At 60.8% G+C, this 24,189-nt stretch carries 22 protein-coding genes; 17 read left to right on the forward strand and 5 right to left on the reverse strand.

What is annotated here, in order from left to right; genetic code table 11:
* The first annotated feature begins 62 nt into the window (after positions 1–62).
* From HX818_RS19720 to ispD, 7 genes are all read left to right on the forward strand, one after another.
* Positions 63–1,010 (forward strand): acetyl-CoA carboxylase carboxyltransferase subunit alpha, encoded by a 948-nt coding sequence (locus HX818_RS19720; RefSeq protein ID WP_003219302.1) that lies wholly within the window; start codon positions 63–65, stop codon positions 1,008–1,010.
* 176 nt (positions 1,011–1,186) lie between these two features.
* Positions 1,187–2,506, forward strand: coding sequence for a tRNA lysidine(34) synthetase TilS (gene tilS, locus HX818_RS19725; protein WP_177020598.1), 1,320 nt, complete (start codon positions 1,187–1,189; stop codon positions 2,504–2,506).
* A gap of 273 nt (positions 2,507–2,779) precedes the next feature.
* A complete protein-coding gene (locus HX818_RS19730; RefSeq protein WP_003219298.1) occupies positions 2,780–4,411 on the forward strand; it encodes a CTP synthase in 1,632 nt (543 codons plus the stop codon).
* A gap of 5 nt (positions 4,412–4,416) precedes the next feature.
* Positions 4,417–5,262, forward strand: a complete 846-nt coding sequence (gene kdsA / locus HX818_RS19735) for a 3-deoxy-8-phosphooctulonate synthase (protein WP_003219295.1) — start codon at positions 4,417–4,419, stop codon at positions 5,260–5,262.
* 156 nt (positions 5,263–5,418) lie between these two features.
* Positions 5,419–6,708 (forward strand): phosphopyruvate hydratase, encoded by a 1,290-nt coding sequence (gene eno, locus HX818_RS19740; RefSeq protein WP_003219294.1) that lies wholly within the window; start codon positions 5,419–5,421, stop codon positions 6,706–6,708.
* A 171-nt stretch (positions 6,709–6,879) separates the two neighbouring features.
* Positions 6,880–7,158: a cell division protein FtsB gene (gene ftsB / locus HX818_RS19745; protein WP_003219292.1), complete on the forward strand. Its 279-nt coding sequence runs from the start codon at positions 6,880–6,882 to the stop codon at positions 7,156–7,158.
* Entirely contained in the window at positions 7,155–7,865 is a 711-nt protein-coding gene (gene ispD, locus HX818_RS19750) for a 2-C-methyl-D-erythritol 4-phosphate cytidylyltransferase (protein ID WP_177020599.1), read from the forward strand. Before ftsB ends, ispD begins: the two co-directional genes overlap by 4 nt.
* Positions 7,866–7,868: 3 nt before the next feature.
* On the opposite strand, the gene HX818_RS19755 is transcribed toward ispD, so the two are convergent.
* Together HX818_RS19755 and HX818_RS19760 are read right to left on the reverse strand one after the other, a co-directional pair.
* A complete protein-coding gene (locus tag HX818_RS19755) occupies positions 7,869–10,907 on the reverse strand; it encodes a dermonecrotic toxin domain-containing protein (protein WP_177020600.1) in 3,039 nt (1,012 codons plus the stop codon).
* A gap of 67 nt (positions 10,908–10,974) precedes the next feature.
* Positions 10,975–11,871, reverse strand: coding sequence for a LysR substrate-binding domain-containing protein (locus HX818_RS19760; protein ID WP_003219287.1), 897 nt, complete (start codon positions 11,869–11,871; stop codon positions 10,975–10,977).
* Positions 11,872–11,980: 109 nt separating this feature from the next.
* On the opposite strand from HX818_RS19760, the gene HX818_RS19765 reads away from it, so the two are divergent.
* From HX818_RS19765 to rpoS, 8 genes are all read left to right on the forward strand, one after another.
* The gene (locus HX818_RS19765; RefSeq protein ID WP_003219285.1) at positions 11,981–13,093 is read left to right on the forward strand and encodes an S-(hydroxymethyl)glutathione dehydrogenase/class III alcohol dehydrogenase; all 1,113 of its coding nucleotides are present in this window, start codon (positions 11,981–11,983) and stop codon (positions 13,091–13,093) included.
* A gap of 8 nt (positions 13,094–13,101) precedes the next feature.
* A complete protein-coding gene (fghA, locus tag HX818_RS19770; protein WP_003219284.1) occupies positions 13,102–13,947 on the forward strand; it encodes an S-formylglutathione hydrolase in 846 nt (281 codons plus the stop codon).
* A gap of 54 nt (positions 13,948–14,001) precedes the next feature.
* Positions 14,002–14,475: a 2-C-methyl-D-erythritol 2,4-cyclodiphosphate synthase gene (gene ispF, locus HX818_RS19775; protein WP_003219282.1), complete on the forward strand. Its 474-nt coding sequence runs from the start codon at positions 14,002–14,004 to the stop codon at positions 14,473–14,475.
* Positions 14,472–15,530 (forward strand): tRNA pseudouridine(13) synthase TruD, encoded by a 1,059-nt coding sequence (gene truD, locus HX818_RS19780; protein WP_003219280.1) that lies wholly within the window; start codon positions 14,472–14,474, stop codon positions 15,528–15,530. The genes ispF and truD overlap by 4 nt, the downstream gene beginning before the upstream one ends.
* A complete protein-coding gene (gene surE / locus HX818_RS19785) occupies positions 15,518–16,267 on the forward strand; it encodes a 5'/3'-nucleotidase SurE (protein WP_003219278.1) in 750 nt (249 codons plus the stop codon). Before truD ends, surE begins: the two co-directional genes overlap by 13 nt.
* A 41-nt stretch (positions 16,268–16,308) precedes the next feature.
* Positions 16,309–16,944 (forward strand): protein-L-isoaspartate(D-aspartate) O-methyltransferase, encoded by a 636-nt coding sequence (locus tag HX818_RS19790; RefSeq protein WP_010176736.1) that lies wholly within the window; start codon positions 16,309–16,311, stop codon positions 16,942–16,944.
* Positions 16,945–17,154: 210 nt separating this feature from the next.
* Positions 17,155–17,991, forward strand: a complete 837-nt coding sequence (locus HX818_RS19795) for a peptidoglycan DD-metalloendopeptidase family protein (protein ID WP_032898924.1) — start codon at positions 17,155–17,157, stop codon at positions 17,989–17,991.
* A 105-nt stretch (positions 17,992–18,096) separates the two neighbouring features.
* Positions 18,097–19,101 carry an RNA polymerase sigma factor RpoS gene (gene rpoS / locus HX818_RS19800; RefSeq protein WP_003219274.1) on the forward strand — a complete coding sequence of 335 codons (1,005 nt, stop codon included), beginning with the start codon at positions 18,097–18,099 and terminating at the stop codon, positions 19,099–19,101.
* 331 nt (positions 19,102–19,432) lie between these two features.
* Here the strand turns inward: rpoS and HX818_RS19805 are convergent, their stop codons facing one another.
* Positions 19,433–19,642: a cold-shock protein gene (locus HX818_RS19805; protein WP_002554837.1), complete on the reverse strand. Its 210-nt coding sequence runs from the start codon at positions 19,640–19,642 to the stop codon at positions 19,433–19,435.
* Positions 19,643–20,020: 378 nt separating this feature from the next.
* Here HX818_RS19805 and dcd point away from each other — a divergent pair, with 378 nt between their 5' ends.
* On the forward strand, positions 20,021–20,587 hold the full coding sequence (gene dcd / locus HX818_RS19810) for a dCTP deaminase (protein ID WP_003219273.1): 567 nt from the start codon (positions 20,021–20,023) through the stop codon (positions 20,585–20,587).
* 107 nt (positions 20,588–20,694) lie between these two features.
* A complete protein-coding gene (locus tag HX818_RS19815; RefSeq protein WP_003219272.1) occupies positions 20,695–20,898 on the forward strand; it encodes a hypothetical protein in 204 nt (67 codons plus the stop codon).
* Between the two features lie 31 nt (positions 20,899–20,929).
* On the opposite strand, the gene pdeM is transcribed toward HX818_RS19815, so the two are convergent.
* Both pdeM and HX818_RS19825 read right to left on the reverse strand, forming a co-directional pair.
* Complete coding sequence (gene pdeM / locus HX818_RS19820; protein WP_177020601.1) at positions 20,930–21,586, reverse strand: ligase-associated DNA damage response endonuclease PdeM; 657 nt, start codon at positions 21,584–21,586, stop codon at positions 20,930–20,932.
* Positions 21,586–24,063 (reverse strand): ligase-associated DNA damage response DEXH box helicase, encoded by a 2,478-nt coding sequence (locus tag HX818_RS19825; protein WP_177020602.1) that lies wholly within the window; start codon positions 24,061–24,063, stop codon positions 21,586–21,588. The genes pdeM and HX818_RS19825 overlap by 1 nt, the downstream gene beginning before the upstream one ends.
* Positions 24,064–24,189: the final 126 nt, after the last annotated feature.

The raw sequence follows: 24,189 nt of genomic DNA on the forward strand, positions 1-24,189 counted from the left end.
GGGCGCGAATAGACAACCGGCTGGCCAGGCACTCCTTGGCCGTCGACCCAAGACGGACGCTTATGAACCCGAATTTTCTTGATTTCGAACAGCCGATCGCTGACCTGCAAGCCAAGATCGAAGAGCTGCGCCTGGTCGGCAATGACAATTCGCTGAATATCGGCGATGAAATCGCTCGCCTGCAAGACAAGAGCAGCACGCTTACCGAAGACATCTTCGGCAAGCTGACCAGCTGGCAGATCGCGCGCCTGGCCCGCCACCCGCGCCGTCCGTACACCCTGGACTACATCGACCATATCTTTACCGAGTTCGATGAGCTGCACGGCGACCGTCACTTCTCCGACGACGCCGCCATCGTGGGCGGTATCGCTCGCCTGGACGACCAGCCAGTGATGGTCATCGGTCACCAGAAAGGCCGTGAAGTGCGCGAGAAAGTCCGCCGCAACTTCGGCATGCCGCGCCCTGAAGGCTACCGCAAGGCCTGTCGCCTGATGGAAATGGCCGAGCGCTTCAAGATGCCGATCCTGACCTTCATCGACACCCCGGGCGCCTACCCGGGTATCGACGCTGAAGAGCGCAACCAGAGCGAAGCGATTGCCTGGAACCTGCGGGTAATGGCGCGCCTGAAGACGCCAATCATCGCTACCGTGATCGGCGAAGGCGGTTCCGGCGGCGCATTGGCGATTGGCGTCTGCGACCAGCTGAACATGCTGCAATATTCCACCTACGCGGTGATCTCGCCGGAAGGTTGCGCCTCGATCCTGTGGAAAACCGCCGAGAAGGCACCGGATGCCGCGGAAGCCATGGGCATCACTGCCGATCGCCTGAAAGGCCTGGGTATCGTGGATAAAGTGATCGCCGAGCCATTGGGCGGCGCCCACCGTGACCCGGCTGCCGCTGCCGCGACCATTCGTGCCGAACTCAGCTCGCAGCTGGCGATGCTCAAGAAGTTCGACAACGAGGCGCTGCTGGCCCGTCGTTACGAGCGCCTGATGAGCTACGGTCTCTAAGCCGACGCGTTACTAAATGTGGGAGCTGGCTTGTGTGGGAGCGGGCTTGCTCGCGAAGGCGGTGATTCAGTCAATATAGTTGGCGACTGACACACTGCATTCGCGAGCAAGCCCGCTCCCACATTTGCTTTGTGTATGCTGGGTTATCGCATTCCAGATTGATGGCGTACTTTGCTATGAAGCCCACGTTAACCGCCAAGCTCCTGCAAGCCGTCGCGCCCTGGCGCAACGCCCCGGCCTGGCACATCGCCTTCTCCGGCGGCCTCGACTCCACCGTCCTGCTGCACCTCCTGGCCACTCTGGCCAAAACCGACAAGCTTCCGCCACTCAGTGCGCTTCATGTTCATCATGGGCTGCAAGCTGCGGCGGATGCGTGGCCGGCCCATTGCCAGTCCGTGTGCGACGCCTTGTGCGTGCCTTTGCGGGTGATCCGCGTGCAAGTGCAACAAGGTGCAAGCCTGGAGCGCGCGGCCCGTGACGCGCGGTATCAGGCGTTTGCCGAGGTCACCGGGGCAGGGGAGTTGCTGGTCACGGGCCAGCACCGTGACGATCAGGCAGAAACCTTACTGTTTCGGCTGTTGCGTGGGGCTGGCGTGCGTGGCCTGGCGGCAATGCCCGCGCAGCGCCCTTTGGCAGATGGCTATCTGGTGCGACCCTTGCTGGATGTGTCTCGCGCCGAGCTTGAAGCCTACGCCCGTGAACATCAATTGACCTGGATCGAAGACCCGTCGAACGCTGATCCGCGTTTCTCCCGCAATTACCTGCGCCACCATGTTTTCCCACACCTGACTGAACGTTGGCCCCAAGCCGTCAGCACCATGGCCCGCAGCGCCGAACATCTGAGCGAAGCCCACGGCTTGCTCGACGAACTGGCGCAGATGGACCTGCTGGCCGCCAGCCAGCACCCGGTGTTTCCCTGGCTGGCATTGCCTTCGCTGACCCTTGAACCGCTTGCCGCGCTCTCCGAGGCCCGCCAGCGCAACGCACTCATGCATTGGCTGACACCGCTGACACGCTTGCCCGACAGTGACCACTGGACCGGCTGGGCGACCTTGCGCGACGCCAAACACGATGCACAGCCACTGTGGCGCCTGGCCGACGGCCAATTGCACCGTTGTGGTGGACTTATCTGGTGGTTACCTGCCAGTTGGTCGGAATTTTCTGACGCATCGGTGAGCTGGCCGCACCCGCAAAACCCACTACAGTTACCCGGTAACGGCCAAGTGCGCTTCAGCGGCAGTGCACCCGAAGGCCCCCTGAGCATCCGTTATCGCCAGGGCGGTGAAATCATGGAATTGCCAGGCCGGGGCCGGCGCGACCTGAAGCGCTTGCTTAACGAAAGTGCGGTACCAGGCTTCATCCGTGGCAGATTGCCGCTGCTGTATCAGGGCCAGCAATTGCTGGCTGTGGCCAACCTGCCGGGGCTTGCGGCGGGTGGCGGTACCGGCTGGCAATTACATTGGATGCCACCAACCTGCGATCAAGGTTTGAGCTGATAGAGCCTTTCCGGTAGACTACGCTCCCTTCTTGATACAACTTCTGTGGATTCGCCTGAATCGCAGCAGTTGCCGATTACCAAGCAGTCTTTGCTGGGCGATTCCAAAAAATGTGTAGCGATCAACGTACCGGTGTTTCATTGCTGGTCTGTCACAACGCGGCGGTTTTTTTGAAAGGTGCACTGTGATTAATGCAGGTGATCGGGGGCTTCGGCCTTCCTTCGCTTTCCCCGGCGGCTCGGACCGCTTTAACGCAGACTTCTAGGGTTTTTCATGACGCGCTACATATTCGTCACGGGCGGTGTTGTTTCTTCATTGGGGAAAGGCATTGCCTCCGCTTCATTGGCGGCCATCCTGGAGGCGCGGGGACTTAAGGTCACCATGCTCAAGCTGGACCCGTACATCAACGTTGACCCGGGCACCATGAGCCCGTTCCAGCACGGTGAAGTGTTCGTCACCCACGACGGCGCCGAGACCGACCTGGACCTGGGCCACTACGAGCGGTTCATCCGCACGACCATGACCCAGAACAACAACTTCACCACCGGCCGTGTCTACGAGCACGTGCTGCGCAAGGAGCGCCGTGGTGACTACCTGGGTGCAACCATCCAGGTGATCCCGCACATCACCGACGAAATCAAGCGCCGCATCATCAAGGGTGCAGGCGATGCCGACGTGGCAATGGTCGAGATCGGTGGCACCGTGGGTGACATCGAATCCCAACCGTTCCTCGAAGCCATCCGCCAGTTGCGTTTCGAAGTCGGCGCCAAGCGCGCGATGCTGATGCACCTGACGCTGGTGCCGTACATCGCCACCGCCGGCGAAACCAAAACCAAGCCTACCCAGCACTCGGTCAAGGAACTGCGTTCCATCGGCCTGCAGCCGGACGTGCTGGTGTGCCGCTCCGACCACGCGATCGACATCGCGTCCCGTCGCAAGATCGCCCAGTTCACCAACGTTGAAGAACGTGCGGTAATCGCCCTGGAAGACGCCGACACCATCTACAAGATCCCGGGCATCCTGCATTCCCAGGGCCTGGATGATTTTGTCGTCGAGCGCTTCGGCCTGCAATGTGGCGGCGCCGATCTGTCCGAGTGGGAAGCCGTGGTCGACGCCAAGCTCAACCCTGAGCATGAAGTCACCATCGCCATGGTCGGCAAGTACATGGAGCTGCTGGACGCCTACAAGTCGCTGATCGAAGCGATGAGCCACGCGGGTATCAGCAACCGTACCAAGGTCAACCTGCGCTACATCGACTCCGAAGACATCGAGAACCAGGGCACCGCGCTGCTGGAAGGCGTTGATGCCATCCTGGTTCCGGGCGGCTTCGGTCTGCGTGGCGTGGAAGGCAAGATCACTGCCGTCCAGTACGCTCGTGAGAACAAGGTGCCGTACCTGGGTATCTGCCTGGGCATGCAAGTGGCGGTCATCGAGTTCGCCCGTAACGTGATGGGCTGGAAAGACGCCAACTCCACCGAGTTCGATCGCACCAGCGGTCATCCGGTCGTGGGCCTGATCACCGAGTGGGAAGATGCCACCGGCGCCGTCGAAACCCGTACCGAAGCCTCCGACCTGGGCGGCACCATGCGCCTCGGCGCGCAGGATTGCCTGCTGGAGCCGGGGTCCCTGGTTCACGATTGCTACGGCAAGGACGTGATTGTCGAGCGTCACCGTCACCGCTACGAAGTGAACAACAACCTGCTGCCGAAAATCATGGAAGCCGGCCTGAAAATCTCCGGTCGTTCCGGTGATGGCGCGCTGGTTGAAGTGGTTGAAGCACCGGATCATCCATGGTTCGTGGCTTGCCAGTTCCACCCGGAGTTCACCTCGACCCCGCGCGACGGTCACCCGTTGTTCAGCGGCTTCGTTAAAGCAGCACTGACGCAACATCAGAAGAAGGCGTAAACCTGATGGCCCAGAAGATCATTCGCGTAGGCGACATCGAGATTGCCAACGACAAGCCCATGGTGCTGTTCGGCGGCATGAACGTGCTGGAAAGCCGCGACATGGCGATGCAGGTCTGTGAAGAGTACGTGAAGGTGACCGAGAAACTCGGTATCCCCTACGTGTTCAAGGCCAGCTTCGACAAGGCCAACCGTTCGTCCGTGACTTCCTACCGCGGCCCGGGCCTTGAAGAAGGCATGCGGATCTTCCAGGACATCAAGCAAGCCTTCGGCGTGCCGATCATCACCGACGTCCACGAGCCTGAGCAGGCAGCCGTGGTTGCCGAGGTGTGCGACATCATCCAGTTGCCGGCCTTCCTGTCGCGCCAGACCGACCTCGTGGTCGCGATGGCCAAGACCGGCGCTGTGATCAATATCAAGAAAGCCCAGTTCCTCGCGCCTCAGGAAATGAAACATATCCTGAACAAGTGCGTGGAAGCGGGTAACGACCAGTTGATCCTCTGCGAGCGTGGTTCGAGCTTCGGCTACAACAACCTCGTGGTGGACATGCTCGGTTTCGGCATCATGAAACAGTTCGAATACCCAGTGTTCTTCGACGTGACCCACGCGCTGCAAATGCCCGGTGGTCGCGCCGATTCCGCTGGCGGGCGCCGTGCCCAGGTACTGGACCTGGCCAAGGCCGGCATCAGCCAGTCTCTGGCAGGTTTGTTCCTGGAAGCCCACCCGGACCCGGACAACGCCAAGTGCGACGGCCCATGCGCCCTGCGCCTGGACAAGCTGGAGCCATTCCTGGCCCAGTTGAAGCAGTTGGACGACCTGGTCAAGAGTTTTCCGACGGTAGAGACCGCGTAAGCGCCATTTCTCCGGTAGACTTTCCCTCGCTTTACGCTCAGGCCCGCAGGCCTGAGCCTTGTCGCCTGCAAGCCTGCCCGTTGTTCCACCCTTGCGGTCGGTCAAAAGATTTCCTTCAGCTGCGTCGTTTTCGTCAACTTTGGAGTGTTTACAACAATGGCAAAAATCGTCGACATCAAAGGTCGTGAAGTTCTCGACTCCCGTGGCAACCCTACCGTCGAAGCCGACGTGCTTCTCGATAACGGCATCATCGGCAGCGCCTGCGCGCCGTCCGGTGCTTCCACAGGTTCCCGCGAAGCACTGGAACTGCGTGATGGCGACAAGAGCCGTTACCTGGGCAAGGGTGTACTCAAGGCGGTGGCCAACATCAATGGCCCGATCCGCGACCTGCTGCTGGGCAAGGATCCACTTGACCAGAAAGCCCTCGATCACGCGATGATCAAGCTCGACGGTACCGAAAACAAAGGCAGCCTGGGCGCCAACGCCATCCTCGCCGTGTCCCTGGCCGCTGCCAAGGCCGCTGCACAGGACCAGGACCTGCCGCTGTACGCCCACATCGCCAACCTGAACGGCACTCCGGGTGTCTACTCGATGCCGGTTCCGATGATGAACATCATCAACGGTGGCGAGCACGCTGATAACAACGTCGACATCCAGGAATTCATGGTGCAGCCGGTTGGCGCCAAGACCTTCTCCGAAGGCCTGCGCATGGGCACCGAGATTTTCCATCACCTCAAGGCTGTGCTGAAGGCCCGTGGCCTGAGCACTGCAGTGGGTGACGAAGGTGGTTTCGCGCCGAACCTGGCGTCCAACGAAGATGCACTGAAAGTGATCTCCGAAGCCGTGGCCAACGCTGGCTACAAGCTGGGCACCGACGTGACCCTGGCCCTGGACTGCGCGGCCAGCGAATTCTACGAAGACGGCAAGTACAACCTGTCCGGCGAAGGCCACGTCTTCACCTCGGAAGGTTTTGCTGACTACCTCAAGGGCCTGACCGAGCGCTACCCGATCATCTCGATCGAAGACGGCCTGGACGAGTCCGACTGGGCTGGCTGGAAAGTGTTGACCGACAAGATCGGCGAGAAGATCCAACTGGTGGGCGACGACCTGTTCGTGACCAACACCAAGATCCTGAAAGAAGGCATCGACAAAAAGATCGCCAACTCGATCCTGATCAAGTTCAACCAGATCGGCACCCTGACCGAAACCCTGGAAGCCATCCAGATGGCCAAGGCTGCGGGCTACACCGCCGTGATCTCCCACCGCTCCGGCGAAACCGAAGACTCGACCATTGCCGACCTGGCCGTGGGCACTTCGGCTGGGCAGATCAAGACCGGTTCCCTGTGCCGTTCCGATCGTGTTTCCAAGTACAACCAATTGCTGCGTATCGAAGAGCAACTGGGCGGCAAAGCCAAGTACAACGGTCGCAGCGAGTTTCGCGGCTGATTGTTAAATGGTAAAAGGTCAGCGGATTACGTCGGAAAAATCACGGCAGCGTGAATTTCGGCGCTAATCTCATGACTAACAAGCACAAGCCTGGTTATTCCAGGCTTCGTGCTATCAGTTGCTGCAAAAGTTTTGCATGGCTGTCTTTTTTCACTGGATACCCGATATTCGATGCGCAGTCCCAATTGGTTGTTCCTCGTCTTGCTCTTGCTGCTGGCTGGCCTGCAGTACCGCCTTTGGGTGGGGAATGGCAGCTTGGCGCAGGTCACCGAACTGACCCAGCAAATTGCCGCACAGCACGCCGAAAACGAGGTGTTGCTGGAGCGCAATCGCGTGCTCGATGCCGAAGTACTTGAATTGAAAAAAGGCATGGAGACCGTTGAAGAGCGGGCTCGCCATGAGTTGGGCATGGTCAAGGAGGGCGAAACCCTCTACCAGTTGGCCCAATGAGCATTTCGTCACCGGCCTTCTGGGCCGTGATTCCTGCCGCGGGCGTGGGTGCCCGTATGGCCGCGGACCGTCCCAAGCAGTACTTGCAATTGGGTGGTCGCACTATTCTCGAACACAGCCTTGGCTGTTTCCTCGATCATCCGGGCCTCAAGGGGCTGGTGGTCAGCGTTGCGATGGATGACCCTTACTGGCCGACCCTGGCTTGCGCCGCCGACCCACGCATTGTGCGCGTTGACGGCGGCGAAGAGCGCTCGGGTTCGGTCCTCAATGCCTTGCTTTACCTGCACGGCCAGGGCGCCAGCGATGACGATTGGGTGCTGGTGCATGACGCCGCCCGGCCGAACCTCAGCCGCGATGACCTGGACAAGTTGCTCTTTGAACTGGCCGACGACAGCGTGGGTGGGCTGCTGGCCGTGCCGGCGCGGGACACCCTCAAGCGCGCCGACAAGCACGGGCGCGTGTTGGAAACGGTTGATCGCACGCCGATCTGGCAGGCCTACACCCCGCAGATGTTCCACCTTGGCGCGCTGCACCGGGCCTTGGCCGACAGCCTGGTCTCGGACGTGGTCATCACCGACGAAGCCTCGGCCATGGAATGGGCCGGGCATGCGCCTCGCCTGATCGAAGGCCGTTCCGACAACCTCAAGGTCACGCGCCCGGAAGACCTTGAATGGCTGCGCCAGCGTCGGACTTTCCAGTCTTCCTGACGGTCACACCGTCATCTGTTCAACCCCGGCCGGGGTCTTGAACTCATCCACCAGTGCCTGAATGCTGTCGAACGGTTTGCCGTCCACGGCCCAACCGGGCGCGCTGATGGCGTATCGGCCGCCCTGTTGATCGATCCTGAAATGGCGTACGTCGCCTCGCCGTGAACGGTAGTGAAGGTGTGCCGGTGTCGTGACGGTGGCCGGTGTCAGCATGAACTGGCCTGGCTTGGTCAGCAGCGTCTGTGGCGTCCTGGCCTGGGGCTGGGAGGGGGCGGGCGCCGGTTGCGCCGGGCGTTGCAAGCTGGCGCGGTCCACCCGCAGGACCAGGTTGGCCTTGACCGTTCCCTCACCCTTGCCGATGCCCAGGCTGGCGGTGCGTCCCGTGTCCACTTCGACGCCGAGGTGCCCGCCAGCCGCTGCATCCTCGATCCGCAGGCCGATGCTGCCGGTGAGTTCGGCGATCCCCGGAATCCCTTTGTAGGTATTGGTATGGCTGTCGCCCACCAGTGCGACCCATTTGCCCGGGCGCAGCTTGGTGGTCTGGATCCATTGAATCACCTCGGTGGCGTAGAAGTTCATCATGCGCTGGCGCAAGTTGTCGGCGGTGTCGGGCAGGTCGCGCAGCATGTAGCTGACAGTGCAGTCGATCGGCTGGATTTTGATCCCGGCGTCACGGGCTGCGGTGACGATGTTGACGAACGAGTAGTGCCGGTCGCGCAACGGCGGGTAGATGTTGTTGAGGAAGCCCTTGAGTTCCTCGGGCATCACCGCGCTTCGGGTACGGTAGAACGCCTTGAGCAAGGGCATGTGTACATCCGTCAGCAGATGCTCGAAATAGAGGCGTTTGACCCCCTCGCTGGCCAACAGCGGCATGTTGTTGATCAGGAACGCCTTGCTCGACAGGGCTCCATGGCTTTCGCCGATCACCAGGCCGTCGCTGGCGTGCAGCAGTTTTTGAATGATGGTCGGCTGCGATTCATTCAGGCTGAGCCTTGGAAGCACCGGCCGCATCGGTGAAAACGACAAGTTGGCAAAGAATATCGTGGCATCTTCAGACAGCTTGGTTCTTTTCTCGAAAAACAACTTGCGGGTGTCTTTCACCGGCTGGGCACCGCTGCCCACGGGTTCAAGGTTTTCCGAAAACGAACTGGTGTCGGTGAGCATCTCCGAAACGGTCTCGCGTGCGGGGGGTGGCATCTCGTAGGCACTGTAGAACGTCGAGTGTTGCGGGCCGCCGAACAGCGTGTAGACCCTTTGCCAGGCATTGCGAAATGCGCCTCCGCCGGCCAGCCCGGCCGTGCGCCACTTCAGGTCGGCGCTCTGGATGGCATACAGGCCGGTGGATTGCAGCGTGTTTGGCGCGTTGGGAGCCATTACGAACAGTTCGAAGAAGCCTGATTCATTGGGGGTCTTGTAGGTCAGGTACAGGTCGCCGTGAATCCGGATGGTCTGCAGGCCGCCGGGAGTCATCCGTGGGTTCAGGGTGCGCGTCTCGGTGTTGGCCGCCATGGAGGTTTCGTTGATGGCGCTGACGCTGATCCGGCCCGCATCCTGGCGTACTGCCGGGCCCAGGGTGGGGCGCAGGCTTTCGAGGCCCTTGAGCCCCTTGGACACGCCATGGGCGACCACCGGCAGCGCGTTAAGGGCGCCGAATACAATGCGCTCCTTCGCGTGGGGTTTGCCGCGCAGCAGGTCGTCGGCACCCACCACCATTTCAGTCGCGCCGGAGGTCAGGAAGCAAAATTCCGCCAGTAGCGCGTTGCCCATGGCCAGTGCCACGGGAACCGCCAGGATGCAGGCTTTTTCCAGGGCATCCAGGGTGTCGGCCTTGAGCGTATCCAGGGGCGAAATAAAGCTTCGCGCCGCTACTTTTGCAAGGCGTACCCTGATCTGCCGGGCGATGAACTCAAACGGGTTACTGCCCAGTGCCGGATACATCGGGTTATTGATGTACTGCTCGGGATCCCAGTAGTTATCGGCCCGCAGGCTGTTGAACAAACCCGGGGAGGTTGCCGGCTTCGGAAACACCGCCATCCCCACCAGTGCCTCCTCCACGCCGCTGTAGATCAGGCCGGAGTCGATGGCGTCCTCGTCGAAGTGTTGGGTCAGCGCCTTGCGTTGAGTGGCGTCCCTTGCCGTTTTCACCAGCCAACTGCGCATGTCTGCCGGGTTATTGAACCCATGGAAGGGCGAGGAGTTGCCCGGGATATAGAGCAGGGTCACCTGGCTTTGGTTATCGGTGATGGTCAGGATGTCGGTGGATTCGCTGTTGTGAACGCGCAATAGCCGCAGGGACAGGTTTGGGTCGAGGCGATAGGGCTCCTGGAAATCCTCCAGGGTGAGGTTGTCGTGGTTCTTGTCGATGCCGATTCCCGCCGCCCGTGCCGCCAGCTGTCTCTCTGCCACGGTCAGGGTGAACTCATGGAACTGTTCCAGATAGGCTTTGGTGAACGCGATGCGCATCAGGGTGTTGTAGTTTTCCCGGTGGCTGTTCCAGAACTTGCCGATCGCCTCGTCGTAGGTTTGTTCGAAATGGCTTGAGTTAACGATGTGCCTGAAGGTTTTTGGTGAAATCTCCAGCTGCGTGCTCGGGTCGTAAACCTGGGGCTGGCTTTGCAGATACAGCGCCTCATAACGCCTTGGCGGGATCCAGCCCGAGACGATGAACTCTTCGTTGAACATTGCCGGAATCCGGTTATCCATCAAGCGCGGCAGCTCGCTGACAATATTGAAATAAGGTGCAGTGGTGGAAAACCCGGTGGTATTGAGCATGCCGCCCGGGGGCTGGGGCGCATTGCAGACCATGGCCTCGGTCAGCGACATCGACTGGATCACCACGGCGGTGAAGGCCGCATTGGGGTTGTCGGTGTTGTATTCGAGGGTGGCGAGGAGGGTGGTATCCGGGTCGAACTCGACCTGGCTGAGGGGCTGTACCCGCTCGCGGATCAACTGGGCGGCGATTTGCGAAGGTACGGGGAAATCCGCCAGGACCTTGCGAACGAAATGACTGATGCGCTGGAGTTGCGGGCCGTTGGTTATCATGGGGTGCCTGGTTACGCAGTAAAAAAGCTATTTACCGGCACTCAGGCGCTGCATGGGCGGTAGCTGTCTATCGCAGGTAGACGGGATGGTTGCCCAGGCCCTCCTTGAGAAAGTCCACCAGTTTTCGCACCTTGGGCGAAAGGTGGCGTTGTTGCGGGTACAGCGCCCAAACCGCGGTGTTGGGCGGTTGATGGGCTTCGAGTAACGACACCAGTGCGCCGCTGTGCAAATGCTCCAGCACGTAATAGTCCGGCAATTGGCAAAGACCGACACCTTGCAGGGCCGCATCCAGCACCGCTTGCCCGCTGTTGCAGCGCCAGTTTCCCTGTACACGCTGGGAAAATTCGCGCCCGTCCTGGGCCAGTTGCCAAATATCCGAGCTGCCGATCAGGCAGTTATGCCGGCTTAACTCCGACAAGCTATGTGGCCGCCCGTACCTGGCCAGGTAGGACGGTGACGCGCACAGGTACATACGCCGCGGCGCGAGGCGGCTGGCAACCATGCGCGAATCCGCCAGGCGCCCGAGGCGAATCGCCAGGTCCAGGCCTTCGTGCACCAGGTCCAGCTGGCGGTTGGTCAATTCCACATCCACGCGCAATTGCGGGTAAAGCGCCATGAACCGCGTCACCAGCGGCACGATAAAACGCTCGCCGTAAGCCACTGCGCAGGTCATGCGCAACATTCCCTTGGGCTCGCTGGCCAGGTCGCCCACGGCGCGCAAGGCTTCTTCGCGACCGTCCTGCAATCGCTGGCAATGTTGCAGGAAGGTCTGGCCGGCTTCGGTCAGTGTCACCTTGCGCGTGCTGCGATACAGCAAGCGTGTTTGCAGGCGCTCTTCCAGTCGCGCGACCTGGCGGCTGATATGGGACGACGACACGCCCAGGCGCTCGGCGGCCGCGGTGAATTGGCTGCATTCGGCCACGGCGACGAACTCGTCGATGCCCTCCCAGCGGTTTTCCAGCATGCTGATTGTCCCTGTGCGGCAATAATGTTTTGCTTTTGTCTGGATTATTAATCAGATGAGCATGTTTTACACTGCCGGCCTTACGTTTTTAACCCGATGGAGAAACCGGATGATCAAGTCCCGCGCGGCCGTAGCCTTCGAAGCCAAGAAACCCCTCGAGATCGTTGAAGTGGATGTGGCCATGCCCAAGGCGGGCGAGGTGCTGTTGCGGGTGGTGGCGTCCGGTGTGTGCCATACCGATGCCTACACCCTGTCGGGCGCGGACCCGGAAGGCATTTTCCCGTCGATCCTCGGCCACGAAGGCGGCGCCGTGGTTGAAGCCATCGGCGAAGGCGTGACCTCGGTGGCGGTGGGCGACCACGTGATCCCGCTGTACACCCCGGAATGCGGCAAGTGCAAATTCTGCCTGTCGGGCAAGACCAACCTCTGCCAGGCGATTCGCGCCACCCAGGGTAAAGGCCTGATGCCAGATGGCACCTCGCGCTTTTCCTACAAGGGCCAGCCGATTTTCCACTACATGGGCACTTCGACCTTCTCCGAATACACCGTGCTGCCGGAAATCTCCGTAGCGAAGATTCCCAAAGAAGCGCCGCTGGAAAAAGTCTGCCTGCTGGGCTGTGGTGTCACCACCGGTATCGGTGCAGTGATCAACACCGCCAAGGTCAAGCCAGGCGACACCGTGGCCATCTTCGGCCTGGGCGGCATCGGCCTGTCGGCGGTGATCGGCGCGGTGAAAGCCAAGGCCGGCCGCATCATTGCCATCGACATCAACCCGGCCAAGTTTGAAATCGCCAGGCAGCTGGGTGCCACCGACTGCATCAACCCGAAAGACTACGACCGCCCGATCCAGGACGTGATCGTCGATTTGACCGACGGCGGCGTCGACTTTTCCTTCGAGTGCATCGGCAATGTCCAACTGATGCGTGCGGCCCTTGAGTGCTGCCACAAAGGTTGGGGCGAGTCGGTGATCATCGGCGTGGCCGGCGCCGGCCAGGAAATTGCTACCCGTCCGTTCCAGCTGGTCACCGGCCGCGTCTGGCGCGGTTCGGCGTTCGGCGGCGTGCGCGGTCGCAGCGAGTTGCCAAGCTATGTGGAAATGGCCCAGACCGGTGAAATCCCGCTGGATACGTTCATCACCCACACCATGGGCCTGGAAGATATCAACAAGGCGTTTGACCTGATGCATGAAGGCAAGAGCATCCGCACCGTCATTCACTTCTGAGGTCGGCCATGAGTCTGGAAAACCTGTCGTGCCAGAAAAGCTTCGGCGGCTGGCATAAACGCTACAAGCATCATTCCGACGTGCTGGGTTGCGACATGACCTTCGCCGTGTACCTGCCGCCGCAAGCGGAGCAGGGCGGCAAATTGCCGGTGCTGTACTGGCTATCGGGCCTGACCTGCACCGATGAGAACTTCATGCAGAAGGCCGGCGCGCAACGCATGGCAGCCGAGCTGGGGTTGATCATTGTTGCGCCGGACACCAGCCCGCGCGGCCCCGGTGTGCCGGGTGATCCGGACAACGCCTGGGACTTTGGCCTGGGCGCCGGTTTCTACCTGAACGCCACCCAGGAGCCCTGGGCCCAGCACTATCGGATGCATGACTACGTGGTGCAGGAGTTGCCTGCATTGGTCGAGGCGCATTTCCCGGCGTCGGCCAAACGCGGGATCAGCGGCCACTCCATGGGCGGCCACGGCGCGCTGGTGTGTGCCTTGCGCAACCCGGGGCGTTATCAGTCGGTGTCGGCGTTCTCGCCGATCAACAACCCGATGGATTGCCCGTGGGGCCAGAAGGCATTCTCCCGCTACCTGGGCGAAGAGCGCTCGAAATGGCGCGAATGGGATGCCTGCGTGTTGATCAGCGAAGCCTCGGAAAAGCTGCCATTGCTGGTGGACCAGGGCGACCGCGACGATTTCCTCGCGGTGCAGCTCAAGCCTGAAGCGTTGCAACAAGCGGCCAGGGCGGCGAACCATCCGCTGGAGCTGCGCCTGCAACCGGGCTATGACCACAGCTACTTCTTTATCGCCAGCTTCATCGAAGACCATTTACGCCATCACGCGCGCGCTTTGCTCGGTTAATGTGAGGCAAAAGTAGGTAGAATCACGCCCTGAATTAAATCGGGGCGTTTTTTTATGCGTATTGGCCACGGCTATGATGTGCACCGTTTCGCCGAAGGCGATTTCATCACCCTGGGCGGCGTGCGGATCGCGCACCACCACGGGTTGCTGGCTCATTCCGACGGCGACGTGGTGCTGCATGCCTTGAGCGATGCCTTGCTCGGCGCAGCCGCGTTGGGCGACATCGGCAAGCACTTTCCGGACACCGACCCGACCTTCAAGGGCGCGGACAGCCGTGTGCTGTTGCGTCACGTGGTCGGCTTGATCCATGCCAAGGGCTGGAAGGTCGGCAACGTCGACAACACCATCGTCGCCCAGGCGCCCAAGATGGCCCCGCATATCGAAACGATGCGCGCGCTGATTGCCGCGGATCTTCAAGTTGAGTTGGATCAAGTGAACGTAAAAGCCACCACCACCGAAAAGCTCGGGTTTACCGGTCGCGAAGAGGGCATTGCCGTGCACTCCGTTGCCTTGTTGCTGCGCGCATGAATGATCTGCAACTGCTGGGCCCGCGTGCCTATGGCGAGGCCTTGGGCAGCGCTGTTCTAAAGGCCACCGCTGAAGACTTCCAGGTGGATGAAGTGCTGGATATCCCGCTGACCGGCGAGGGTGAACACCTGTGGTTGTGGGTGGAAAAGCGCGGCCTGAATACCGAAGAGGCGGCGCGGCGGATTGCCAAGGCGGCGGGCGTGCCGTTGCGTACCGTCAGCTACGCCGGGCTCAAGGACCGCCAGGCGCTGACACGCCAGTGGTTCAGCGTGCAGTTGCCGGGCAAGGCGGACCCGGACCTGAGCGCGGCTGAAAACGACACCCTGAAGATCCTCAAGACCGGCCGTCACAAGCGCAAGCTGCAGCGCGGCGCGCATTCGGCCAACGGCTTTACCTTGCGCCTGACCCAGTTTGCCGGGGATGCGGCGGCCATCGACGCCCGCCTGCAACTGATCGCCCGGCAAGGCATTCCCAACTATTTCGGCGCCCAGCGTTTCGGCCATAACGGCGGCAACGTCGTCGATGCCCGTGACTGGGCGGCGCGCAAGGCCTTGCCGGAGCAGCGCAATGTGCGTTCGCGCCTGCTCTCGACGGCCCGCAGCTTCCTGTTCAATAAAGTGCTGGCGGCGCGGGTGGCCGACGGTTCCTGGCAGCGCGCCCAGGTCGGTGACTTGCTGGCGTTTACCGACAGCCGCAGCTTTTTCCCGGCGGGGGAGGCTGAATGCAGCGACCCGCGCCTGGCAATCCTCGACCTGCATCCCACCGGCCCGCAGTGGGGCGAAGGTGATTCGCCGGCTGCGGGAGCAACCTTCGCGCTGGAACAGGCGATTGCCGACGGTGAAGCCGAACTGCGGGATTGGCTGGTGAATGCCGGCATGAGCCAGGAACGTCGCATTCTTCGACTGCCCATTGGCGGGTTGACGTGGCATTATCCCGAACCTGACATTCTGCAATTGGAATTCGTCCTGCCGGCTGGATGCTTCGCCACTGTCTTGGTGCGCGAGCTTGTAGATCTGGTGCCGGTGGGGCAGACGGACAGCCCATGCGTATTCTGATATCTAACGACGACGGGGTCACTGCACCCGGCCTTGCCGCGCTTCATGCTGCGCTGGCGGATTACGCCGAGTGCGTGGTGGTTGCCCCGGACCAGGACAAAAGCGGCGCCAGCAGCTCGCTGACGCTCGACCGTCCGTTGCATACACAGACGTTGCCCAACGGCTTTATCAGCGTGAATGGCACGCCGACCGACTGCGTGCACCTGGCGATCAACAGCCTGCTGGACCGCGAGCCGGACCTGGTGGTTTCCGGGATCAACCTGGGCGCCAACCTGGGTGACGACGTGCTGTATTCCGGTACGGTGGCGGCAGCCCTTGAAGGGCGCTTCCTCGGTCGGACCTCGTTCGCTTTTTCGTTTGCGTCCCGTCAACTGGACAACCTGGCGACTGCGGCGTATTTCGCCCGCAAGCTGGTGGAGGCCCATGACACCCTGGTCCTGCCGCCTCGCACGGTGCTCAACGTCAATATTCCCAATCTGCCCCTGGACCACATTCGCGGTATCCAGCTGACCCGCCTCGGCCACCGTGCCCGTGCGGCAGCGCCGCTGAAAGTGGTCGACCCGCGTGGCAGGGAAGGGTACTGGATTGCCGCTGCCGGCGATGCCGAGGACGGTGGCGAGGGCACGGACTTTCATGCGGTGATGCAAGGTTATGTCTCGATTACCCCGTTGCAACTCGATCGCACCTTCAGTGATGCCTTCAGTAGCCTCGATGGCTGGCTGGAGGGGCTGCGCTGATGGCTCGTGAACAAGACGACCTGCTGCGCCGGGGCATCGGGATGACCTCCCAGCGCACCCGCGAGCGATTGATCCAGCGCCTGTATGAAGAAGGGCTGTCCAATGCCCAGGTGCTGGAAGTCATCCGGCGTACCCCGCGGCATCTGTTTGTCGATGAAGCCCTGGCGCACCGCGCCTATGAAGACACAGCCTTGCCCATCGGCCACAACCAGACCATCTCCCAGCCCTATATGGTGGCGCGGATGAGTGAGTTGCTGCTGGCGGCGGGCCCGCTGGACAAGGTGCTGGAAATCGGCACCGGCTCCGGCTACCAGACGGCCGTGTTGTCGCAGCTGGTGGAGCGGGTGTTTTCCGTGGAGCGCATCAAGGTGTTGCAAGACCGGGCCAAGGAACGCCTGGTGGAGTTGAACCTGCGCAACGTGGTGTTCCGTTGGGGTGATGGCTGGGAAGGCTGGCCGGCACTGGCGCCATACAACGGCATTATCGTCACCGCGGTGGCGACCGACGTGCCCCAGGCCTTGCTCGATCAACTGGCTCCCGGCGGGCGCCTGGTGATTCCGGTGGGCTCCGGCGAAGTGCAACAATTAATGTTGATCATTCGCGAGGAAGAGGGCTTTTCCCGGCATGTGCTCGGCGCCGTGCGTTTTGTCCCGCTGCTCAACGGTCCGCTGGCCTGATCAATTATTCCTGCGTACTGAATTCTATTGCCGGGTATGTGTCTTACAGCGGGGTCTGTTGAGTCCACATGATCAGCCGTCGGAGTTAAACATGATGAAATTTTCTTTAGAGTCGTGTTTCCAGTAAAAACCCAACGGCCAGTTATACTTGCGTCATATTTCAAGCCTGATACAGGCGTTCATAGTCAGCCACCACAAAGGGAGCGGCGGGTGAGTCTCACGGTCATTGCACAGCGTATGAGTCAAACAAGCTTTCAGCGACTGGTGATTGGCCTTGTCTTGAGTTCCTTGCTGGCGGCTTGTTCAAGCACGCCATCCGGTGGTGCGCGGGTGGTCGACCGCAATAATGCGGTACCGCAGAAACCTACCGTTACCACGGGCCAATACGTCGTGCGCAAGGGCGATACGATGTTCTCGATCGCCTTTCGTTATGGCTGGGATTACAAGGCGCTCGCCGCCCGTAACAACATCCCTGTGCCATACACGATACATCCAGGTCAGACCATTCGTTTCGATGGACGAACCGGTTCAACACCGACCGCTGTAGTCACAAACACGGCTTCTTCGCCGTCGTCTTCGAGCAAGACCACCATCATCACCCGGCCTGCAGGCACCGCCGCGCCTAGCGTTGCGAGCAAGCCGGCACCTGCGCCGATGCCGCCGGCGGGGCCTGCACCGACCGGCTGGGGATGGCCCTCAAATGGCATCCTTATTGGAAAATTCTCTTCAAACGGTAGTTTGAATAAAGGCATTGATATCGCCGGGGATTTGGGACAGCCTGTTTTAGCTGCGTCTGATGGGACAGTGGTATACGCCGGGAGTGGTTTGCGGGGCTACGGCGAGCTGGTCATCATCAAACACAGCGATACCTACGTCAGTGCCTACGGTCACAACCGCAGGCTGTTGGTTCGGGAGGGGCAGCAGGTCAAAGTCGGACAGACAATTGCCGAAATGGGGTCAACTGGTACAGACCGGGTGAAACTGCACTTTGAGATTCGCCGCCAAGGGAAGCCTGTTGATCCGCTGCAATTCCTTCCCCGTCGTTGATGTGTTGCACAGCCTGTTCCTCACGTAGTAGGAACAGGCTCCAGCGTTGCCAAGGATAAAGGCGTCGCTTGAGCTTGAGGTCGAACTCACCAAAGGACTATAACAATGGCTCTCAGTAAAGAAGCGCCGGAGTTTGACATCGACGATGAGGTTCTCCTTATGGAGACTGTCATCGATACGGAATCGATGTCGAATGAGGGACCTGCTGTACCTTCAGTTCGCACCAAATCCAAGAACTCCACCGCGTTAAAGCAACACAAGTACATTGATTACACACGGGCGCTCGACGCGACTCAGTTGTACCTCAATGAAATCGGCTTTTCCCCTCTGCTCACTCCCGAAGAAGAAGTCCATTTTGCGCGCTTGTCGCAAAAGGGCGATCCGGCTGGGCGCAAGCGCATGATTGAAAGCAACCTGCGACTGGTGGTGAAAATCGCCCGACGCTACGTCAATCGTGGGCTGTCCCTGTTGGACTTGATCGAGGAAGGCAATCTCGGCCTGATCCGGGCGGTGGAAAAGTTCGACCCTGAGCGGGGCTTCCGCTTTTCGACCTACGCCACCTGGTGGATTCGTCAGACCATCGAACGGGCGATCATGAATCAGACCCGTACGATCCGGTTGCCGATCCATGTGGTCAAGGAGCTCAACGTCTACCTGCGGGCGGCGCGTGAGCTGACACAGAAACTCGATCATGAACCTTCGCCTGAAGAAATCGCCAACCTGCTGGAAAAACCGGTGGGAGAGGTCAAGCGCATGCTCGGTCTCAATGAGCGGGTGTCTTCCGTCGATGTCTCGCTGGGTCCGGATTCGGATAAAACCCTGCTGGACACCCTGACCGATGATCGTCCTACGGACCCATGTGAGTTGCTGCAGGACGACGATCTGTCGCAAAGCATCGACCAGTGGCTTTCGGAGCTGACGGACAAACAGCGTGAGGTGGTGATTCGCCGCTTCGGGCTGCGCGGCCACGAAAGCAGCACCCTGGAAGATGTTGGCCTGGAGATTGGCTTGACCCGTGAGCGGGTGCGGCAGATCCAGGTCGAGGGCCTCAAGCGCTTGCGCGAGATCCTCGAGAAGAATGGCTTGTCGAGTGAGTCGTTGTTTCAATAAACGACGCAGGATGAAATGTGGGAGCGGGCTTGTGTGGGAGCTGGCTTGCCTGCGATAGCATCACCTCGGTGCAACTGATAGATCGAGGTGATGCTATCGCGGGCAAGCCCGGCTCCCACATAGGTGGGCTCCCACATTTTTTTGTGCATGGAATTACATCGTGTGATTGCTCGTTCCCACGCTCTGCGTGGGAATGCAGCCCAGGGCGCTCCGCGTCCCAAATCGTGACGCAGAGCGTCACAAGAGGCATTCCCAAGCAGAGCGTAGGAACGAGCGGGCACAAAAAAGCCCCGCTTTTGAGGGCGGGGCTTTTCGACTAAATCAGTACAAGTTAGATAACTTGAACTTCTTCAGCTTGCATGCCTTTCTGACCGCGGGTAGCGATGAAAGAAACCTGTTGGCCTTCTTTCAGGCTTTTGAAGCCGTCGGATTGGATAGCTTTGAAGTGAACGAACAGGTCGTCACCGGATTGTGGAGTGATGAAGCCGAAGCCTTTTTCATCGTTGAACCACTTAACGGTACCAGTTTGGCGATTAGACATGGTGTATCTCCTTGGACAAAGTTAACTGCGACTCAGGAAAAGCCCTGGCCGAGACTGAGTGCAAAGAGCAGGAAAAATTCTTGGAGATGGTTGGATCGAAATTCAACATATCGTGTAGAGATTCTCAGTGACACAAGCAGCACAGTGGCGCCACCTTAACCCTTTTTCCGGAACGTGCCAATGGTATTTCCGAAGGTTTCTCTATTTTCGTGACTGGCGGCACCCTGATACCGCACCAACACCCCACGATTGAAGGTGCGCCCCGCCCAGCAGGGGCTGCGCGGCGCCAAGAAAAACAGCCGCCCCTTTGAACCACGGGGCCAGCCCCGGTAAGATGCCCAACAGAATTTTTTCACCTCGCTATTCAGGACACCCGCCATGAGCATCAAATCGGACAAGTGGATTCGCCGCATGGCGCAAGAGCACGGCATGATCGAGCCCTTCGTGGAGCGCCAGATGCGTGGCGAAGGCGCTGAGCGGCTGATCTCGTTCGGGGTTTCCAGCTACGGCTACGACGTACGCTGCGCCGATGAGTTCAAGGTGTTCACCAACATCAACTCGGCAACCGTCGATCCGAAAAACTTCGACGAAAAAAGCTTCGTCGACGTCAAGAGCGACGTCTGCATCATCCCGCCAAACTCCTTTGCCCTGGCGCGCACCGTCGAATTCTTCCGTATCCCGCGTAATGTCCTGACTATCTGCCTGGGCAAAAGCACCTACGCGCGCTGCGGCATCATCGTCAACGTGACGCCGCTGGAGCCGGAATGGGAAGGGCACGTCACCCTGGAGTTCTCCAACACCACCACCTTGCCGGCAAAAATCTACGCCAACGAAGGCGTGGCACAGATGCTGTTCTTCGAATCCGACGAAGAGTGCGAAGTGTCCTATAAGGACCGTGGCGGCAAGTATCAGGGCCAGCGCGGCGTCACTCTCCCACGCACTTGATCGAATCGTCTTACAGGCTAAGGGAATTTGTCAGCGGGCATGCACTCTATTGGGTGTACTGCCCCGACGCGTGCACAACGCGCCGGGCCACGCTTGAGGAGTCCCCTATGAAGCTCGATCCGCGAATCAGCGCCGAACTCGCCCGGCTTGAACCCAACCAGATTGGTGTGATGGCCTGGTCCTTGATGGCCGATCCCGCCGCAGGCGGCATTCCCGGCCAGCCAGGTCCCGATGATCCCTGGCCCAACCAGCCTGAAGAGCCTGGCGAACCCACTCTCCCTGACGAACCGCCTCCCGCCCCTGTGGCCTGATTTCCTGCACGTGTCGCCAATGGTCAGTTGCTCAACGCACTGGCCATACTTCCTGGTCTCCGATCACGAAGATCCGGCTGCCTTCTTCCTGCGTCACTGAATAACCCCCGGTAAAAGCGCCGAACGCCGGTAGCAGGCTGACTTGGTTGCCGATCAGGAAGCACGGCAGGCGCAAGCTTTGCCGGCCCTTGCCCCGCAGGCGATACACCGGATGCACGTGCCCGGCCAGCACATGGTGGCTGGCATGGGGGGCGGGCTCGTGCTGCAAGGCAAACGGGCCCATCAGCAAGGGTTCGGTCACCACCTCAATGTTCAGATCGCCAGGCGGGTCGCCGGCGCGTTTGTCGTGGTTGCCGCGAATCAGCGTGAGCGCCACGCCTGCATGACGCTCACGCCAGGCTCTCAGGGCGTTCAGGGTGCCGCTGGCGTGAGAGCCAGGCCCGTGGAGAAAGTCGCCGAGAAAGATCACCTGCGCGCCGGGGAAAGCCGCCAACAGCCGGTCCAGGCGCTGCAGGTTGGCCGTCGTCGTGCCCTGTGGCACTGGCTGGCCCAGGCTGCGATAGGCCGACGCCTTGCCAAAATGCGCGTCGGCGATCAGCAGGCACTTTCTCGCAGGCCAGTACACCGCCTTGTCCGCCAGCAACCACAGCGCTTCTTCCGCCAGATGTATCGGGTAATGAGCGGGCATCAGGGCTTCCCGTTATCGGCGACTTTTTCCAGATCCTTGACCATCCGCGCAATCCGCTCCGAGAGTTTTTCCGAGCTCAGGCTTTCCCGAAAACGTTCCACCAGCAGCGGAAAGGCCAACGGCGTAGGCCGTTTGATGCGATGCAGGTCCAGTTTCAACCCAGACAGGTGGCGCAAGGTCTCTTCCAGGCGACGAATATCCAGCTCATCCCGCAGGACTTCTTCCCCGGCCTGGGTCAGCAGCAGGTTCTGCGGGTCATATTGCTTGAACACTTCAAAGAACAACCCGCTGGAAGCCTGGACCTGACGCGTACTTTTCGGCGCGCCCGGATAGCCTGCGAACACCAGCCCGGCGATCCGCGCGATCTCGCGAAAACGTCGCAGGGCCAGCTCACCGGCATTCAGGCTGGCTACCACGTCATCCAGCAGATGATTCGCGCTCAGCAGTTCGCCGCCCAATAACTCAGGCCAATCCACTTCGGTCGCACTCAGCAGTTCCAGCCCATAGTCATTGACCGCAATCGAGAACGTCACCGCCTGCTGCCGGCTGACGCGCCAGGCCAGCAGGCTCGCCAGCCCCAGATGCACCTGGCGCCCGGCAAACGGATACAGGAACAGATGCCAGCCTTCCCGGGACTTGAGGGCCTCGGCCAGCAAGTGATCGCGGGTCGGCAGTCCGGACCAGCGCAGTTGGGTTTCCAGCATGGGTTGCACCGCTTGCATCTCCGGGCCGAGATAGTGACCGTGGGCAGCCGCATCAAAGCGCTCGACCACCGCCTGGGCCAGCTCGTTGGAAAGAGGCATGCGCCCGCCGTTCCAGCGTGGCACGGCAGCCTTTTTCGCGGTGCTGCGCTTCACATAAGCAGTCATGTTTTCCACCCGCACCAACTCCAGCAAGCGGCCGGCGAACAGGAAACCATCCCCTGGCTTCAGTCGTGCAATAAAGCCTTCCTCGACACTGCCCAGGGTCTTGCCACCGCCGCCTTTGCTCCAGAATTTCAGCTGGATGCTGGCGTCGCTGACGATCGTACCCACGCTCATGCGATGGCGCCGCGCCAGGCGTGCGTCGGGGACGCGCCAGATGCCGTGTTCGTCCGGCTCGACGCGGCGGTAATCCGGGTAGGCCGTCAGTGACAGGCCACCATGGCGCACGAAACCCAGGGCCCAGGCCCAATCTGCTGCGCTCAGGTCACGATAGGCCCACGCGGTGCGCACCTCCGCCAGCAGCTCATCCGGCACAAAGCCGCCGCCCAGGGCCATGCTCACCAGATGCTGCACCAGCACATCCAACGGCTTGTGAGGCGACTGGCGCGCTTCTATGCGCCGTTCAGCGATGGCGTCCTGCGCGGCAGCGGCTTCCACCATTTCCAGGCTGTGGGTTGGCACCAGCGTGACCCGCGACGGCCGGCCCGGTGCGTGGCCGGAGCGCCCTGCGCGCTGCATCAGGCGGGCTACGCCCTTGGCCGAGCCAATCTGCAGTACCCGTTCCACCGGCAGGAAATCTACCCCCAGGTCCAGGCTCGACGTACACACCACGGCCTTCAGTTGCCCCTCCTTCAGGGCTCGCTCCACCCAGTCCCGGGTTTCCCGGGACAGCGAGCCGTGGTGCAGGGCAATCACTCCGGCCCAGTCGGGGCGCGCGTCGAGCAGGGCCTGGTACCAGATTTCCGATTGTGCCCGTGTGTTGGTAAACACCAGGCAACTGCTGCTGGCATCAACTTCGGCCACCACTTGCGGGAGCATTTTCAGGCCGATATGGCCGGCCCACGGAAAGCGCTCGATAACCGGTGGCAACAGGGTGTCTACTCGCAACTGTTTGGTGGTTTGGCCTTGGACGTTGATCCCGCCGCCTTGTGGGATCAACACCTCCAACGCGTGGGCCTGATTACCCAGGGTTGCGGAAATGCCCCACACAATCAGCTCGGGGTGCCATTGCCGAAGGCGGGCGAGGGCCAGTTGCAATTGCACGCCGCGTTTGTTGCCGATCAGTTCGTGCCATTCGTCCACTACCACCATGCGCAGGTGCGACAGGCTGGGCTGGCTGTCGGCGCGGGCGAGCATCAGCGTGAGGCTTTCCGGGGTGGTGATCAGGGTGGTGGGCAGACGGCGGGTTTGGCGGGCGCGTTCGCTGCTGCTGGTGTCGCCGGTGCGCAGGCCGACGGTCCAGGGGATTTTCAGTGATTCGAGCGGGGCCTCAAGGGCGCGGGCGGTGTCGGCGGCCAGGGCGCGCATTGGGGTGATCCACAGGACGGCCAGCGGTTCGGCGGGGGCTTTGCGTTTGCGGGGTGTGGTTTCGGTGATGGCGAAGCGGTTGAGGGCGGCGAACCACAGGGCGTAGGTTTTCCCGGCGCCGGTGCTGGCGTGGAGCAGTCCTGACTGGCCTTCCTTGACTGCGTGCCATACGTCTTTTTGGAAGGCGAACGGTTTCCAGCCCTTGGCGGTGAACCAGTCTTTGGCGAAGTTGGGGGATTTGGCCATGCTTGGGGCTCTGGGGGGGTAATTCAGAGACCTTTGGGGTGGGGGAAAGGTTTAACTGCGATTTTTTTTGGGGGGGGTGTATATCCGTTATTTAGGTAACGGCTGCTTATGGTTCCGCTCTTACAG

The organism is Pseudomonas sp. F9001, assembly GCF_013385435.1.
In the GTDB taxonomy this organism is placed as follows: Bacteria; Pseudomonadota; Gammaproteobacteria; order Pseudomonadales; family Pseudomonadaceae; genus Aquipseudomonas.

Coding starts and splice junctions, on each gene's coding strand:
- HX818_RS19720 (WP_003219302.1), top strand. CDS start 63: ATGAACCCGAATTTTCTTGATTTCGAACAGCCGATCGCTGACCTGCAA.
- tilS (WP_177020598.1), top strand. CDS start 1,187: ATGAAGCCCACGTTAACCGCCAAGCTCCTGCAAGCCGTCGCGCCCTGG.
- HX818_RS19730 (WP_003219298.1), top strand. CDS start 2,780: ATGACGCGCTACATATTCGTCACGGGCGGTGTTGTTTCTTCATTGGGG.
- kdsA (WP_003219295.1), top strand. CDS start 4,417: ATGGCCCAGAAGATCATTCGCGTAGGCGACATCGAGATTGCCAACGAC.
- eno (WP_003219294.1), top strand. CDS start 5,419: ATGGCAAAAATCGTCGACATCAAAGGTCGTGAAGTTCTCGACTCCCGT.
- ftsB (WP_003219292.1), top strand. CDS start 6,880: ATGCGCAGTCCCAATTGGTTGTTCCTCGTCTTGCTCTTGCTGCTGGCT.
- ispD (WP_177020599.1), top strand. CDS start 7,155: ATGAGCATTTCGTCACCGGCCTTCTGGGCCGTGATTCCTGCCGCGGGC.
- HX818_RS19755 (WP_177020600.1), bottom strand. CDS start 10,907: ATGATAACCAACGGCCCGCAACTCCAGCGCATCAGTCATTTCGTTCGC.
- HX818_RS19760 (WP_003219287.1), bottom strand. CDS start 11,871: ATGCTGGAAAACCGCTGGGAGGGCATCGACGAGTTCGTCGCCGTGGCC.
- HX818_RS19765 (WP_003219285.1), top strand. CDS start 11,981: ATGATCAAGTCCCGCGCGGCCGTAGCCTTCGAAGCCAAGAAACCCCTC.
- fghA (WP_003219284.1), top strand. CDS start 13,102: ATGAGTCTGGAAAACCTGTCGTGCCAGAAAAGCTTCGGCGGCTGGCAT.
- ispF (WP_003219282.1), top strand. CDS start 14,002: ATGCGTATTGGCCACGGCTATGATGTGCACCGTTTCGCCGAAGGCGAT.
- truD (WP_003219280.1), top strand. CDS start 14,472: ATGAATGATCTGCAACTGCTGGGCCCGCGTGCCTATGGCGAGGCCTTG.
- surE (WP_003219278.1), top strand. CDS start 15,518: ATGCGTATTCTGATATCTAACGACGACGGGGTCACTGCACCCGGCCTT.
- HX818_RS19790 (WP_010176736.1), top strand. CDS start 16,309: ATGACCTCCCAGCGCACCCGCGAGCGATTGATCCAGCGCCTGTATGAA.
- rpoS (WP_003219274.1), top strand. CDS start 18,097: ATGGCTCTCAGTAAAGAAGCGCCGGAGTTTGACATCGACGATGAGGTT.
- HX818_RS19805 (WP_002554837.1), bottom strand. CDS start 19,642: ATGTCTAATCGCCAAACTGGTACCGTTAAGTGGTTCAACGATGAAAAA.
- dcd (WP_003219273.1), top strand. CDS start 20,021: ATGAGCATCAAATCGGACAAGTGGATTCGCCGCATGGCGCAAGAGCAC.
- HX818_RS19815 (WP_003219272.1), top strand. CDS start 20,695: ATGAAGCTCGATCCGCGAATCAGCGCCGAACTCGCCCGGCTTGAACCC.
- pdeM (WP_177020601.1), bottom strand. CDS start 21,586: ATGCCCGCTCATTACCCGATACATCTGGCGGAAGAAGCGCTGTGGTTG.
- HX818_RS19825 (WP_177020602.1), bottom strand. CDS start 24,063: ATGGCCAAATCCCCCAACTTCGCCAAAGACTGGTTCACCGCCAAGGGC.